The following is a 14,398-nucleotide window of genomic DNA, read 5'->3' as shown; positions in this document are numbered from 1 at the left end:
GCCGGAGCCGGGTTTTTCTTTTTACTTCGCCATCGGCAGGTCGTGATGACCGTTCGTGGAGGAGGTCGGAGGCGTCGGCCCCTGACCGTGGGGATTGTAGTCCTTCCGACGCAAGATCTTGCGGTGGAAGAAGATCCGGAAGTCGTCGATGTAACCGAACGCCGCCGGCACCACGACCAGAGTCAAAATCGTCGAACTGATCAGACCCCCGATGATCGCGATCCCCATCGAAGTCCGCTGCGCCGACGCTTCGTTCAGACCGTAAGCGATCGGAATCATTCCCGCGATCAGCGCGAGCGACGTCATCAAGATCGGGCGCAGACGGACGCGTCCCGCCTCGATCAGCGCTTTCGTGCGATCGACACCTTGATCCATCATCTGGTTCGTGTAATCGACCAGAAGGATGGAGTTCTTGGCCACGACCCCGAGCAATAGCACGATCCCGATCATACTGAACAAGTCGATCGACTTGCCGAACATGAACAAAGCGACCATCGCCCCGCAGATCGCCAGCGGCAGCGCCAGCAAGATCGCAAACGGCGTCACGAAGCTCTCGTACAGCGAAGCGAGCACCAAGTAGATGAAAACGACCCCTAAGAACATCGCCATGAGCATGTTCGCGATGAGCTCTTGGAAGTTCTCGGCCTGCCCCAGGAAGCGGTAGCTGATGCCCGCGGGCATCTTGAGCTCCGGGTCCTCTTTCAGGATACGTTCGGCTTCGGCCATGACCGTCCCGAGCGAGCCATCCGGCCCCAGACCGGCATTGATCTGAATGTAGCGCGCTTTGTTCGAACGGTTGATCTGCGAGTACGCGACTTTCTCGACCCCGTGGGCGACCCGGTTCAAAGGGATCTTATCCATATTGACGTTCGGAACCAGCGTCGAATTGAAGTTCTTGCGCAAGTCACGATCTTGTTCGTCCAAACGAACGCGGATATCGTATTCGCGACCATCCTTACGGTAAGTCGAGGCCACCGTTCCTTCAACCCGCGCACGCAGTTCGGCTCCCGCCATCACGGTCGAGACCCCGAGCTGCTCGGATTTCACGCGGTCAAACGCGACGTGGAATTCGGGCTTCCCCGCCCGGAAGTTCGTATCGACGTCGACGACGCCGGGAATTTTCTCGAAACGTGCTTTGAACTTATCCGCGTAAGCCGCCAGCTCTTCCAAGTTCTCGCCGAACAAATTCAGGTTGAAGATCTTTTGGTTACCACCGCCGATATCGATATCGCCGACCGAAAAGATCGTACCCGACGTATCTCCCTTGAAGAACTCACGCACCTTTTCTTTCACCTGCGAGGTATTGGCCGAGCGCTCTTTCGCGGGCACCAACGCCACGAAAACGGTCCCCTTGTTCGCCGCCGAAGCCCCTTGCGTCGAGCCGACGACGGTCGCCATCAGCTCGATCTCGGACAGCTCCTTGAGTCTGTCTTCGACCGCTTTGACGGTTTCTTTGGTTTGCGACATCGACGACCCCACCGGCAGCTCCACCATCACGGCGAACTCTCCGTTATCCCCTGCGGGCAAGAAGGTTTTCGGGATGAACGCGACCAGCGACATGGACGCGACGAAGATCACGACCGCGCCGCCCAGGGTGACCATGCGGTAACGCATGACCCACTTCAGGATCACGACGTACACGTTTTCCAGCTTCGTCTGGAAAGCGTCAAATTTCTTGAAGATGCTGTTCCAGAACCCCTTCTTCTCGCCGTGAACGGGCGCGGCCATGTAAGCCGACAGCATCGGCGCGACCGTGAACGCATCGAACAGCGAAATCAACATGGTAAAACAGACCGTCAATCCGAACTGTCGGAAAAACTGGCCGATGATTCCATCCAAGAACGCGATCGGCCCGAAGACCGCGATCACGACGAGGGTCGTGGCGACGACGGCGAGCGCCACTTCGGACGTCCCTTCGAGGGCCGCATCCTTCGGGCTTTTCCCCATTTCCAAGTGACGGAAGATGTTTTCCCGCACGACGATCGCGTCATCGATCAATAGACCGACCGCCAGCGACAGCGCGAGCAGCGACATGATATTGATCGAAAAGCCCATCGCGTACATCAGGACGAAACCGCCCAACAGCGAGTTCGGCAGCGCCATCCCCGTGATGAACGTCGAACGGAACGAACCCAGGAAGAACAAAACGACGACGACGCAAAGGATGATCCCGATCACGATGGATTCGGTGACGTCAAAGATGTTCAGCCGGATGGGTCCCGCCGTGTCGCGGACGCGTTCAATTTTCGCGGAAATTCCCTTGGCCGCGAGGGTCTCGTTCACCTTGCCCAGACGGGACAAGACCTGATCGACGACGGCCACCGAGTTCCCGCCGGACTGTTTAAAGACGTCCAGAAAGATCGCGGGTTTTCTTTCGAAATTCCCGCCACGGGTCATCAAGGTCGAAAACGCCGTCTCTTCTTCCAGGCCCTCGACGACCCGCGCGACTTGCGACAGCGGCGTCGAGACGTCCGAACCGAAAAAGCTGACGTTCACGTTATTGATCGAACCGATGGACTCGAATTCACCGCTGGCGCGGTAGGACATCTCGGACTTGCCCGAGTCCAGTTTCCCGACGGGAACGTCCTTCGAAGTCGCGCGGATCTTGTCCGCGATCTGCGACAGCGACAAACGACGGTCTTCAACTTTCTTTTTGTCGACGAGGACCTGGATCTCGCGCTTACGGCCCCCGATGATGTCGACTTGACCGACGCCATCGATGGTCTCGAACTGCGGTTTGACGAGTTCATCCACCATATCGAAAAGTTCGGCGGGCGGCATCTCGCTGATGACGGCCAAACGGATGATCGCTTGATCCGCGGGATCGAAACGACGCACGATCGGCGTTTCCATATCGGCCGGAAGAGTCCGCTGGATATTCCCCAGTCGCTGACGCACCTGTTGTTCGGCGTCTTTGACGTCGGTCCCGAGCTGAAACTCAAGGATGACGTAACCCACCGACTCGGCCGCGGTCGAAGTCAAAGTCTTCAGACCCGACAGCGAACCGAGTTCGTCTTCGATGGGCTTCACGATCAGTTTTTCAACGTCGACAGGGGACGCACCGGGATAGATGGTCTGGACGAAAACGATCGGGAACGTCACGTCCGGAAACAGATCGACGGGCATCTTCTTCAGCGAGAAGAACCCCAGGATCAGCATCAGACTCACGATACACGTGATGAAGATCGGTCGTTTGATGGAGAGTGATGCGAGATTCATTATTTAGCCTCCGAAAGCTGTTCGGAAATTTGGATAAAAAGTCTTCCTTGCGATTCCAGTTTGCGCTGCTCGGCGCGCATTTTCGCCAGCGACAGCTGGGATTCGGCCGCGTCTTGTTCGGCCAGGATCACCGTGGACGTGATCGTGCGTCCCTTCGCCAAACGATCGCGTTCGGCGTCGGCTTTTTGCGTTTGGATCGTGCTCGATTTCGCCGCCGCATCGATCTTCTTGGTGAGCTCCGCGTGACGGCGCTGCAGCTCTTCCCAAGAGGTCTGACTTTCCATCAGCTTGCGGCTTTGACGCTGCTCCGCCGCCAATGATTCCATTTTCGCGGAATTGCGGGCCGCATCTTTCACGCCCCCGTCCAAAAGGTAGGTGAACTTCACGCCGACCATGGTGGTCGGTTTCGCGGGATCGGTCACGCCGCTGAACGCGGCACTCATGCCGTCCTCCACGGAATTGGTCTTATACATCCCTTGCAAAACCAAGTCGGGTTTCACGCCTTCGGCGACCTCGCGCGCGACGACCGCTTTGGTCCTCGCTTCCAGAACCGACAGGTAAGCGTCCAAGCGCACCACTTGCGCGGCACTGTCGGCCGTTTCTCCACGCGCGCGGATCGCGCCGTCGATGAAGGCTTGCGGCGAGCGCGCGCCCTCAAGATTTCCCGCGAGATTCGGCAGCGGCTCGGCCGCGCCCATTTCGAGCAGGTCGCGAATCTTCTCTTCCGAGGCGCGCAGTTCGTCTTCGCTATTCAGCAGTTGCAGCTCACGGCCGGCGACCAGGCCCTGCGCGTTCAAAACGTCGGCGCGGTCCCCGATCCCGTTCGAAGCGCGGTTGCGCACCCAGGTCTCGATTCTTTTGGCGCGCGCGAGGGAGTCTTCGCGCTGACGGATTTCTTCTTTCAAGTAGAGGTGATCCCAAAACGCGCCTTCGGCTTCGATCAGCACTTGGCGTGTTTGCAGATCCAGGCCTTGGGTTTCGGCCTTCTCGATTAACGACTCACGCTCGCGGCGCAGGTCGGTCGAAGTCCCGAAGAAGTCCTTCCACAAGCTTTGCGAAACCGAAAGCCCCAGTCCGCCGATCGCATTGGTCGTGCTGCTTTCGGGCGCGCCCGCCATCGCGAGGGTCGTCGTGGTTTCGGAAACGCTGCCGGTCAACGACGCTTGGGTTCCCGTCGAGAATTTCTTCGAAAGACCGAGCGAGACCTCTTGGTTTTTCGTTCCGGTCAGTGAAAACGCGGGGCCGAAAATTTGCGGACGTTTATCGTCCACGGCTTGCGCGTTCGCGGTGAAAACCGGCGAAAGTTCCAGGTCACCTTGCAGGCGACGGGCGACCGCCGCCTCACGCGAGGATTGCAACGCGCGGAAGTTCCCGTTGCGCTGCCCGACCTGTTCGAGGAAGGCGGACAAGTCGATCGTCGGGCCCGCGTCTTTACGAATCGCGGTTGGCTTCACCGGGGTAACCTTCGCACCTTGCGCTTGCGCGTCCACACAAACCAGCGCCGCCAGAGGGATCAACCACAACTCCGGTTGCAGAACGGCCTTCAGTTTCGACTTCATTTCAAGACTCCCTCGATGAACATAATAACGTTCTGCCGGATGTAAGCTTCCTTCTCTTGCGGAAGCTGCATGCACATATCGGCGGACGCGCTTTTGGTTTGAATGAATAAGTAGTAGGTGTCGATCGCGTGGACCATGGTCATGAAATACGTCGGGATGTGCAAATCCTGACGGATGATCCCCTTCTTCTGCGCGGTTTCGAGAATCGAGAAGATCGACGGAAGGACCCGGCTCGTCAGGTCGTCGACAAACACCCGCGCCCGGGGGAAGTTCGCGATCAACTCGCGGTGAATCAAGGCCGGCATGAACGGATTTTTGATTTTCATCTCAAGCAGCTCACGCACCAAAGTGGTCATGACGTTCACAAAAATGTCTTTCGTCATCTCTTCCAGCTTGAACGTCTTGAAAAGCTCGTCGCGCTTCATTTCCGCGCCTTCGCAGGCGTCGCGCAGAACCGCGGTGTAAAGCCCTTCTTTGCCGTTGAAGTAGTAGCTGATCAGACTGATGTTCACGCCCGCCGAGTTCGCGATATCGCGAGTCGAGACGCCATCAAAACCTTTCTCCGCAAACAAACGTCCCGCCGTGCTGAGCAAACGACGCCGCGATTCGTTCTCTTCGCCCCCCACGCCGACGCCGGAATTCTCCGTGGCCGTGAACAGGGGATTTTCGACCTTCTTTTTGGGATCCGACATGGCTCAAAGGATAATTCAATCATTTGATTAAGAGCAAATCCTTTTAATCAAACGTTTGATTCCGGACATTCATGCGCGGGCTGAAATATATTAGATCTGGAGCGCATGATAATGTTGCTCCGTGTAAACCTGTGTAAACTCTGAAGATTCGGGGCTTGCCCCGGACCTTTGTAGCGTTTTCAATATCCTCAGGGGAACAATTTGAGGGGGGAGTTCATGTTTCAAGACGAAACGGGACTGGGGCAGCACCAAGGTCGGGTCACTAGATCTTATGTCATCCGAACGGTCAAAATCGGACTCAGCGTGGGGCTTCTTGCCCTCGCCGCTCTGTCGGCTCGCGCGCAAAGCGTAGACGACTTTCGGACCGAGAGTGCGATCGAAGTCGGAGACAAATACGACATCTTGGCCGTTGATAGCTTCGCGCAATCATCGCCGGGACACTTCTCGATCGACGTGAAGGCGGACACCGCGACGACCGTCGACCTGCTCCACTGGGTCAAACATCGCGACAATCTCGAAAAGCCCAAAGAGAAGTACAATCGCCGCCTGCAGTTCGGCAAATGGCGCCGGATCGCCCGCGACGGCAGCTGCCTGGATTCTCGGGGTCTCGTCCTCCAGCGCGAATCCCAAGAGCAGATCTCGACCCGCCCCAGCGCCATCGGCTGCTCGGTCGTGACCGGCCGCTGGGTCGATCCTTATAATGGAGAGATCATCGAGTCGGCCGAAAAAATGGCGATCGATCATTTCGTTCCGCTGAAAAACGCCTACGACAATGGCGCTTGGAAGTGGTCGATGAACAAACGCTGCAGCTACTTCAATTACCAGAAGAACAACTACCACCTGCAGGCCGTCGGCGAGCGTGAAAATGCGGTCAAAGGCGATGCGGGACCGGATCGCTACATGCCCCCGCTCCGCCGCGTGCAGTGCGGTTACTTGAAAAACTGGCTCGTGATCAAAGCGTCTTGGGATCTGACCATGTCGATCGAAGAAGGCGAAGCGATCCGCGAACACGTCCGCCAAGCCGGCTGTGACGAAAAAGAGTTCGCGATGAAAGAGACCGAGCTGAAACGTATCCGCAGCGAAATCAAAGCGGGCGCCGAATCGTGCGAGTTCGCGGCGAACCCGAACGCGCAGCCCTTTCTGACGGACGCCCCTGAGTTCGTCGACGCGGGAGCGGGAATCTAGATTCCCGCGTCCATTTCGGGCAGCACTTTCAACAGCAAATTCATATCCAAGGGGCGCGAGACCGTCATCGTGCCCACGGGGCTTTGGCGCTGATCGGTCAAAACGCGCGAAATCATCTCGACGGCGACCGTCTTCCCGTCTTTCGCGCGCATCTCGGCCGAAATCGCCGAATGGTAGCCTTGATTCAAAATCGCCTTCAATCCGGCTTCGGCTTTGGCGTGGTGCTCTTTCGGATAGATGTCGAAGATCGTGCGGCCGTGCAGTTCCCCGAACTCAAAACCGAGCACCCGGTGCAGCACCTCGTTCGCCATCTGGATGACGCCTTCACGATTCACCGAGTGCATCAGAAACGGCGACTTCGTGAAGAAGCTCTCGTAAAGATAAAGGTTCGACGTCAACGCTTCACCGGCGGTGTCGCCCGCCTGCCCGTCCGCCCCCTTCGGCGAGAAATAGGGCAGAATGTCTTTCGCCGTGATGTAGCCGACGACGTTCGATTTGTTGTCGATGACAAAAACGCGATTCCCCGCCGCCGAAACGAGTTTCTTCACGATCTCGGGAAAGTATTCGTCTTCGTGGATCAACTGCGCGGGTTCGAAAAGATCGCGGTACAAAATCAAAGTGTCGCGATCCGGATTCGCTTGGTAGCGCAGAAAGATGCGCATGAGCTGCGCTTCGGTCAGCACACCATGAAAGCGATCTGCCGTCGCCTGCACGATGGCAAAACCCTTGGGTTGCGCTTTCAGAAACTCGATGGCCTCCGGAATGCTCGCCGAAAACGGCAGAACCGGAGTTGAACGGTGCATGATATTTTTGGCTTGAATCATACCCTCAGCATGAGCGAGAGCCTCTAAGTTGGCATCAACTTGAAGGTGAAGAATTCGCTGGAAGGACGTTGGTCGAGGCGTGGTTTAGCGAGGAAGCTCGCACACGGGCGTCTGAATTTGAGACGTTTGGGCATAACCTTGAAAAGGAAAACCGATCGCCAGCAACACCGCCAAAATCGTCGAAACTCTCAACATCGGGCCCCCCTGAAGTGCTCCACCTTGTCCTTCATCCGCGGACCCCTGTAGAGAATCCAAAAGCCGGACCAAGGGCGGAGAGCGATGGCATCGCGATTCAGCTCCCGGAATGAGAAGCACTCGCAAGATCGAACGTCAAAGTGGCCGATTTTGCCTAAAACTTAGAGACTCAAAGGCGAACGCTGCATTGAGTCAATGAGTGTCTCGGAAAATCCCCGTTCCGGTGACAAATCCGTGACATTCACACCCCCTCGGCAAAGTACATTGATCACGTGGTTCCATTCGTTATTGAACATCATTTGAAAGCGAAAGCCCCCGCCGTGAACGTCGGCGCGGTGCCCGTCGTCGTGGATTCGCCCGCGGCCCTCGTTTTTGAAACCTGCATGAGAAAGATCAGCATCCTTCCTTGGGGCGAAGCCCCAGCCCACTTCGGGGGGGAAGAGCTCGCCGAGCGTGAAGGCTATGAGCTGATCGCGGGACCCGACGCCTACATTTTCCTCCTCGAAGTCCTGAGCGGCCTCCAGTCGCCGGTCTTTGGTGAAACCGAAGTTTTCTCGCAATTCAAAAACTTCTGGGAAGTGGCGCAGAAAGATTCCGTCAAGGCGTCCTTCTTCGCACCGTGGGCGAAGTTTTTGTTCGAAGACGTGAAACGCATCCGCTCCGAGTTCTTCCGCGACTCCACGACCCAAACCTGGGGCGGCGTCGTGCGCAAGACTTTGCGTCCCTTCGATCAGGTCTGGATTCTGGGCAACGGTGAGCTCGCCGTTTCGGTGGCGGGATCGTTGAAGTCGTCGGATGTCACCTACTGGGCGCGCCGGATGAAAACCGAACTCAATCGCCCGCAAGTCGCGCTCAGCCAGAACCCGCCCGACTTCGACGGTCGCCGGGCGCTGGTCGTCTGCGCGCCGCTCTCGAACGACGAGATGATGTTTCTGGAAAAGCTCAAAGGTTCCCGCTTTGACTACATCATGGATCTGCGCGAAGTGCAGGCCTCACGCTTGAACTTTATCGACTTCGATCTGAAGGACATCGATTCTTTGAGCGAAATCCACCACCACCGTCAGCAGGACATTCTGCAGCGGGCCCAGTCGCGGATCATTCAGTTGACCGAGAAGACCTGGGATTCGCTGTGGCACCGGCCGATGGGGTGGGAGGATCTGTGTGGCTAACGAGCCCACGCCTCGCGTCCTGATTGCCAGCCGGCAAAGCGACCTTGCGAAAATCCAAGCTTATATGGTGGCTGACGCCCTCCGCGCCGCATGGCCGGGCCTCGAGGTCGGACACCACTTCCGTGAATCCCTCGGCGACATCAATCTGACCGATCCGCTTTGGAAAATTCCCGAGCGCGGCGTCTTCACCGAAGACTTCGTCCAGGGTCTCGCGCGCGGTGAGTTCGACTGCGTGGTCCATTCGTGGAAGGATCTGCCCACGGAAAATCGACCCGGCGCCGAAATCGTCGCGACCCTGCCCCGCGCGGACGCGCGCGATCTGGTTTTACTCCGCCGGGATCTTCCCGAGGGCGGCGACTGGAAAATCCTGAGCTCGTCCCCGCGCCGCGCGCACAATCTGCAAGGTTTCTTCGAAAGTTTCCTGCCCGTGAAACCCGCTTCGGTGGAGTTCAAATCCGTGCGCGGAAACGTTCCCCGCCGGATCGAAAAACTCACCGAGGGCGAAGGCGACGGACTGATTTTGGCGAAGGCCGCGCTGGACCGTCTGTTGGATGACCGTTACGCGGAGTTCGCCCCCACACGCGAAAAACTTCAGCGCTGGCTGCAAAATTTCTGGATCATCGCCCTGCCCTTGGAACTCAATCCCCCCGCCGCCGCGCAGGGCGCGCTCGCCATCGAGATTCGCTCGGATCGCGCGGATCTGCGCCAGATCTTCGCGCCTTTGAATCACGCGCCGACCTTCGAGGCCGTGCACTGGGAAAGACAACGTCTGTCCGACCACGGCGGCGGATGCCATCTGAAGATCGGCCTTTTGCAAACCCGCTGGGCACCCGACTCGTCCCTGCGGCTCACCATCGAACGTGGTCAAACTCCTGCGGGCGTGGATTTTTCCCACCGCGGCGCCTTCGGACTGACACGAGCGCCCGCCCCCGTGGGCCCGGTCGCCTCGCTGCGCACGGAAGACCTTTTTGAAACCGCGTCGATCCCCGTGCGTGGGGTCTCGGACGATCCCTCGGCGGCTGCAGATCCGCTCGCGTTCGTAAAATCCGCGCCCGTGCGTCTGGCGCACTCGCGCGCACTCACGACCGAAATCGCGGCACTTTTGAAGTCGCGCGGGCCGAAAGATCCCTGGGTCTGGGCCTCGGGACTCGAAAGCTGGAAGAAACTTGCGGCGCAGGGAATCTGGGTGCGCGGCTGCGATGAAGGTTTGGGCACCGAGTCCGGTCTTTCGCGCGGCCTCGATCATCTGATGCGCGTCAATGCGGGTCGCTCCTCCGACAGGACTCCCCCCCTCTGGGCGCGGGTCTCGCACGAAGATCGTGCGGGCGGACTCGGGGATGACGAGCGGTTGATCGCGACCTATCGCCTGACTCCCAAAGCGCCAACCGCCGCGACGCTCGAGACTTTGAAGAACGCGGTCGCCTTCTTCTGGCGATCCGCCGCGCTTTATAAAGAAGCGATAAAACACGTTCCCTCCCTGAAGGAAAAAGACCACGCCTGCGGGCCCGGCGCCACGCGCCAAGTTCTCGAGCACGACTTAGGGCGTTCCCTCGAGGATCGCTTGTTTTTCAACGAACTTGATTGGAAAACGTGGGTCGAGACTTCTTCGAAAGGTTAACATCATGAACTCCAAAGAACTCTTCGCCCGCTCGCAAAAAGTCGCTCCCGGCGGCGTCCACTCTCCCGTCCGCGCGTTTCGCAGCGTTGGTGGCGAGCCCCTCTTTTTCAAAGCCGGTCAGGGCGCTTACCTGGAAAGCGTCGAAGGACAAAAGTACATCGACTACTGCATGAGCTTCGGCCCCTTGATCCTGGGACACCGCGATCCCCACGTGCAGGCCAAAGTCGAAGAGATGATCCGCACCGCCTGGAGCTTCGGCACCTGCGAGCCCTACTCGCTCGCGCTCGCGGAAAAAATCAAAACCTGGGTGCCGCATATTGAAAAGCTCCGTTTCGTCGCCTCGGGCACCGAAGCGGTCATGTCGCTGATCCGCGTGGCGCGGGCCGCGACCGGACGCAAATACGTTTTGAAGTTCAACGGCTGCTACCACGGTCACGCGGACGGCATGCTCGTGAAATCGGGCTCGGGCATGGCCGGCGAAGCCTCGTCGGACTCTGCGGGCGTGAGCCCCGAAGCCGCGCGCGAAACCCTGGTCGCCGAGCTCGACCGTGAAGAGGACGTGGAGCGCATCTTCAAAGCCCACGGCAATGACATCGCGGCGATCCTGATCGAGCCGATCCCCGCGAACTACGGCCTGCTCCCGCAGCGGACCGAGTTCTTGAAATTCCTGCGCGAGATCGCGACGAAACACGGAGCGCTCCTCGTTTTCGACGAAGTCATCTCGGGCTTCCGGGTCGCCAAAGGCGGCATGGCGGAAGTCACCGGCATCACCCCCGATCTTTGCGCCTACGGCAAAGTCCTCGGCGGCGGCTTCAACGTCGCCTGCTACGGCGGACGCGCCGAGCTCATGGACTGGGTCGCCCCGGCAGGACCCGTCTACCAAGCGGGCACGCTCAGCGCGAACCCCGTCGGCATGACCGCAGGCCTCGCTTCACTCGAACGCGTGGAAGCCCAAGGCGGACTCGACGCGCTTCACGCGAGCTCCAAAAAATTCGCGAATGATTTGCAAGCGCTGTTTGACCGCACGGACTGGAACCTTCAAGTCAGCGAGTTCCGTTCGCTCTTCTGGTTCCACGAGCGCCGTGAAAAGCCGATCCGCTCTTTGGGTGATTTGCCCCCCGGACAGAAAGAAAGCTTCGCGAAGCTCTTCCACGCGCTGATCGCCGAAGGCGTCTACGTCGCGCCGTCGGGATTTGAAGTGGGTTTCATGAGCTTCGCGCACACGCCCGAGATCCAAGCCAAAACCCTGGCCGCCTTCGAAGCCGCCGGAAAGAAGATCCGGTGAAACTGAGGACCCGCGACGCGCGCCTTTTCCTAGCGATTCTTTGGCTGGGCTTCACCACGGCGCTCGCGGTCTGGATTTTGATTTTCAATCTGTCGTTCTTCGACCGCGTTGAAAGCGGCAGCGCGCTCGGCGTGGATGAACTCGCGCGCCATCACCGCATGATCTTCTGGGAGATGCTGACGCTCATCCTGTCGCTGCTCATCGGCGGCGCGGCCCTCTTCGCCCTGATCCTGCAAGAGCGCGCCCGGGCCTTCCAGATCCAGAAATTCTTCGCGACCTTCAGTCACGAGCTGAAGACCTCGCTTTCGCGCTTGAAGCTGCAAACCGAAAACATCCTGAGCGACTTCAAATCGAGCGACCTGGGCCGGCCAGCGGTGCAGCTCCTCGAAGACCTGGGGCGCCTGGAAGTTCAACTGGAGAATTCGCTTTTCCTCGCGCGCGGCGCGGGCCAAAGCATCTTCGTGCAGGAGCTCAGCCTCGCCAGCGTGATCTCGACCTTGCAACCGCAGTTCCCGCTCCAGATCACTTTGAAAAGCGACGCCAAGCTGCGCGCCGACATCCGCATCCTGGAATCCGTGCTCAAGAACCTGATGCAGAACGCGGTCGTGCACGGGGACGCGGGCGCCTTTCGGATCACGCCGGGCGCGAACGGCCCCGATCACGTCAAACTCGAGATCTCGGATGACGGTAAAGGCTTCGCGGGCGACCGCACGAAGCTCGGCCAGCTCTTCACTCCGCAAGGCCCCACGGGCGGATCGGGCCTGGGCCTGTCGCTCGCGGCGCAGCTGCTGCATCAGATCGACGGCGAAATCCGTTTCGTCGACGACGGCCCCGGCTTTCAGGTCGAAGTGATCCTGCCCGGTGAAGTCGTGCTGCCGAAAGCCAAAGCCGGGGGTGCGCGATGAGTCTGAAGATCGTGCTGACCGAAGACGATCCTTCGCTGGGCCAAACCCTCAGCGAACGTCTGAAGAAAGAAAATTTCGAAGTCCACTGGGCGCGCAGTCTCGCCGAAGCGAAGCCGCTCCTCGCGGGCGAATACGATCTGGCGATTCTGGATCTGGGGCTGCCGGACGGTTCGGGTTTTGATCTCGCGATGGAAGTGAAACGTCGCGGACGCCCTTTGATCATCATGACCGCGCAGAATACCGCCGAAAACCGTCTTGAGGCTTACGAGCTCGGCAGCGAAGAGTTCATCCCGAAGCCCTTTCACTTCCGCGAGCTGCTTCTGCGCATCAACCACATGATGGAGTTCCACTCCGGCAAAGCCGCGCCCAAGGTGATCGAGCTTCCATCGGGCCAGCTGGATCTCGAGCGGATGTGTTTCACCGACGAATCCGGCGGCATCACCTTCTTCGCGCCGAAGGACTTCCGCGTCCTGCAAATGCTGATCGAACATTCGCCCAAGCCCGTCCACCGCGACGAGATCCTGGATCAGGTCTGGGGGCACGACAACTTCCCCACCCAGCGCACGATCGACAACGCCATCGTGCGGATCCGTCAAACGATCCGCGACGACGAAGGCCAGATCGTCCGTTCGGTTCGCGGCGTGGGTTATCAGTGGGTTAAAAATCTAAACGAGGAAACGACATGAACGACAAATTTCGAAACGCCATCGAGCTGATCCCGCAAGCGACGCCGCCCGTCTGGATGATGCGCCAAGCGGGACGTTACCATCGTCACTACCAGGCGCTCCGCAAGAATCACACGTTCCTCGAGCTGTGCCGTTCGCCGAAACTCGCCGCCGAAACCGCGCTGGGTCCCATTCAGGACTTCGACTTCGATCTGGCGATCCTGTTCTCGGATATCCTGTTCCCGCTGGACGCGCTCGGCATGGGTCTTTACTTCGAAGACGCCGGCGGCCCGAAGCTGCGCATGCCTTTGACGAACGAATCACTTTTGAAACTGAACGATCCTTTGACCGTCGTGGACCAGCTCGCCTTCCAGAAAGAAGCGCTGATCGAAACCCGCAAGGTCCTGCCGAAAGACAAAAGCCTGATCGGTTTCATCGGCGGCCCCTTCACGCTCTTCACCTACGCGACCCAGGGCAGCCACAAGGGCGGCATGAAAGTCGCCAAAACCCTGGCGAACCAAATCCTGCCGCAGTTCTACGAGCACCTGATGCCGCTCTTGAAAGAGAACATCCGCCTGCAACTGGAAGGCGGCGCCGAGGTCGTGATGATCCTCGACACGGCAGCGGGCGAGCTCGCCCCCGACTACTTCCAGACCTGGGCGCTGGAGCCGGCGGAAAGCCTGGCGCGCGCGTTCCCCGGGAAGATCGGTTACTACTCCAAAGAACTCTCCGAGTCGGCGCTCGCGAAATGTTTGATGACCAAGTCCTTCAAGGGGTTGGGCTTCGATCACCGCCATGAGCTGACCGACATTCTGCACGACCCGTCGTCCGCGCATCCGCGTGCGCACTTCATCCAAGGGAACTTCGATCCCGAATGGCTGTTCCTGCCGCCGACGGATTTTGACCGCATGCTGTGGAGCTGGGTCCTGCCGTTGCAACGTCTAACGCCTGAAGAGCGCCGCGGTTGGGTCTGCGGTTTGGGTCACGGGATTCTGCCGCAAACCCCCGAAGAGAACGTCCGCACTTTCGTGAAGCGCGTGCGCGAGGTCTTCTCGTGAGCGGCGACGTCACGCGCACCGCGG

The 14,398-nt window shown here is 59.1% G+C and carries 11 protein-coding genes; 7 read left to right on the top strand and 4 right to left on the bottom strand.

Annotated features, from left to right (window positions below):
* Positions 1-21: 21 nt before the first annotated feature.
* From KF767_14945 to KF767_14935, 3 genes are read right to left on the bottom strand one after another with little or no spacing between them, the layout of a single operon-like run.
* The gene (locus tag KF767_14945; protein ID MBX3019181.1) at positions 22-3,219 is read right to left on the bottom strand and encodes an efflux RND transporter permease subunit; all 3,198 of its coding nucleotides are present in this window, start codon (positions 3,217-3,219) and stop codon (positions 22-24) included.
* Positions 3,219-4,778: a TolC family protein gene (locus tag KF767_14940; protein MBX3019180.1), complete on the bottom strand. Its 1,560-nt coding sequence runs from the start codon at positions 4,776-4,778 to the stop codon at positions 3,219-3,221. Before KF767_14940 ends, KF767_14945 begins: the two co-directional genes overlap by 1 nt.
* Complete coding sequence (locus KF767_14935; protein MBX3019179.1) at positions 4,775-5,470, bottom strand: TetR/AcrR family transcriptional regulator; 696 nt, start codon at positions 5,468-5,470, stop codon at positions 4,775-4,777. Before KF767_14935 ends, KF767_14940 begins: the two co-directional genes overlap by 4 nt.
* A 216-nt stretch (positions 5,471-5,686) precedes the next feature.
* On the opposite strand from KF767_14935, the gene KF767_14930 reads away from it, so the two are divergent.
* Positions 5,687-6,655: a hypothetical protein gene (locus KF767_14930; protein MBX3019178.1), complete on the top strand. Its 969-nt coding sequence runs from the start codon at positions 5,687-5,689 to the stop codon at positions 6,653-6,655.
* Here the strand turns inward: KF767_14930 and KF767_14925 are convergent.
* Complete coding sequence (locus tag KF767_14925; GenBank protein MBX3019177.1) at positions 6,652-7,479, bottom strand: PAS domain S-box protein; 828 nt, start codon at positions 7,477-7,479, stop codon at positions 6,652-6,654. The genes KF767_14930 and KF767_14925 overlap by 4 nt on opposite strands.
* A 467-nt stretch (positions 7,480-7,946) precedes the next feature.
* Between KF767_14925 and KF767_14920 the strand changes: the two genes are divergently transcribed.
* From KF767_14920 to KF767_14895, 6 genes are read left to right on the top strand one after another with little or no spacing between them, the layout of a single operon-like run.
* Positions 7,947-8,843 (top strand): hypothetical protein, encoded by an 897-nt coding sequence (locus KF767_14920; GenBank protein ID MBX3019176.1) that lies wholly within the window; start codon positions 7,947-7,949, stop codon positions 8,841-8,843.
* The gene (locus KF767_14915) at positions 8,836-10,461 is read left to right on the top strand and encodes a hypothetical protein (GenBank protein ID MBX3019175.1); all 1,626 of its coding nucleotides are present in this window, start codon (positions 8,836-8,838) and stop codon (positions 10,459-10,461) included. Before KF767_14920 ends, KF767_14915 begins: the two co-directional genes overlap by 8 nt.
* Before the next feature lie 4 nt (positions 10,462-10,465).
* Positions 10,466-11,746: a glutamate-1-semialdehyde 2,1-aminomutase gene (locus tag KF767_14910; protein MBX3019174.1), complete on the top strand. Its 1,281-nt coding sequence runs from the start codon at positions 10,466-10,468 to the stop codon at positions 11,744-11,746.
* A complete protein-coding gene (locus KF767_14905) occupies positions 11,743-12,651 on the top strand; it encodes a HAMP domain-containing histidine kinase (GenBank protein MBX3019173.1) in 909 nt (302 codons plus the stop codon). Before KF767_14910 ends, KF767_14905 begins: the two co-directional genes overlap by 4 nt.
* The gene (locus KF767_14900) at positions 12,648-13,337 is read left to right on the top strand and encodes a response regulator transcription factor (GenBank protein MBX3019172.1); all 690 of its coding nucleotides are present in this window, start codon (positions 12,648-12,650) and stop codon (positions 13,335-13,337) included. The genes KF767_14905 and KF767_14900 overlap by 4 nt, the downstream gene beginning before the upstream one ends.
* Positions 13,334-14,374, top strand: coding sequence for a uroporphyrinogen decarboxylase (locus KF767_14895; GenBank protein ID MBX3019171.1), 1,041 nt, complete (start codon positions 13,334-13,336; stop codon positions 14,372-14,374). The genes KF767_14900 and KF767_14895 overlap by 4 nt, the downstream gene beginning before the upstream one ends.
* Positions 14,375-14,398 lie beyond the last annotated feature (24 nt).

Source organism: Pseudobdellovibrionaceae bacterium (assembly GCA_019637875.1).
Classification (GTDB): Bacteria; Bdellovibrionota; Bdellovibrionia; order Bdellovibrionales; family Bdellovibrionaceae; genus JAHBUW01.
This window is presented reverse-complemented; position numbering and strand designations above follow the sequence as displayed.

Excerpts from the sequence above, each read along its gene's own strand:
- KF767_14945 (MBX3019181.1), bottom strand. The coding sequence starts at position 3,219 with ATGAATCTCGCATCACTCTCCATCAAACGACCGATCTTCATCACGTGT.
- KF767_14940 (MBX3019180.1), bottom strand. The coding sequence starts at position 4,778 with ATGAAGTCGAAACTGAAGGCCGTTCTGCAACCGGAGTTGTGGTTGATC.
- KF767_14935 (MBX3019179.1), bottom strand. The coding sequence starts at position 5,470 with ATGTCGGATCCCAAAAAGAAGGTCGAAAATCCCCTGTTCACGGCCACG.
- KF767_14930 (MBX3019178.1), top strand. The coding sequence starts at position 5,687 with ATGTTTCAAGACGAAACGGGACTGGGGCAGCACCAAGGTCGGGTCACT.
- KF767_14925 (MBX3019177.1), bottom strand. The coding sequence starts at position 7,479 with ATGATTCAAGCCAAAAATATCATGCACCGTTCAACTCCGGTTCTGCCG.
- KF767_14910 (MBX3019174.1), top strand. The coding sequence starts at position 10,466 with ATGAACTCCAAAGAACTCTTCGCCCGCTCGCAAAAAGTCGCTCCCGGC.
- KF767_14900 (MBX3019172.1), top strand. The coding sequence starts at position 12,648 with ATGAGTCTGAAGATCGTGCTGACCGAAGACGATCCTTCGCTGGGCCAA.
- KF767_14895 (MBX3019171.1), top strand. The coding sequence starts at position 13,334 with ATGAACGACAAATTTCGAAACGCCATCGAGCTGATCCCGCAAGCGACG.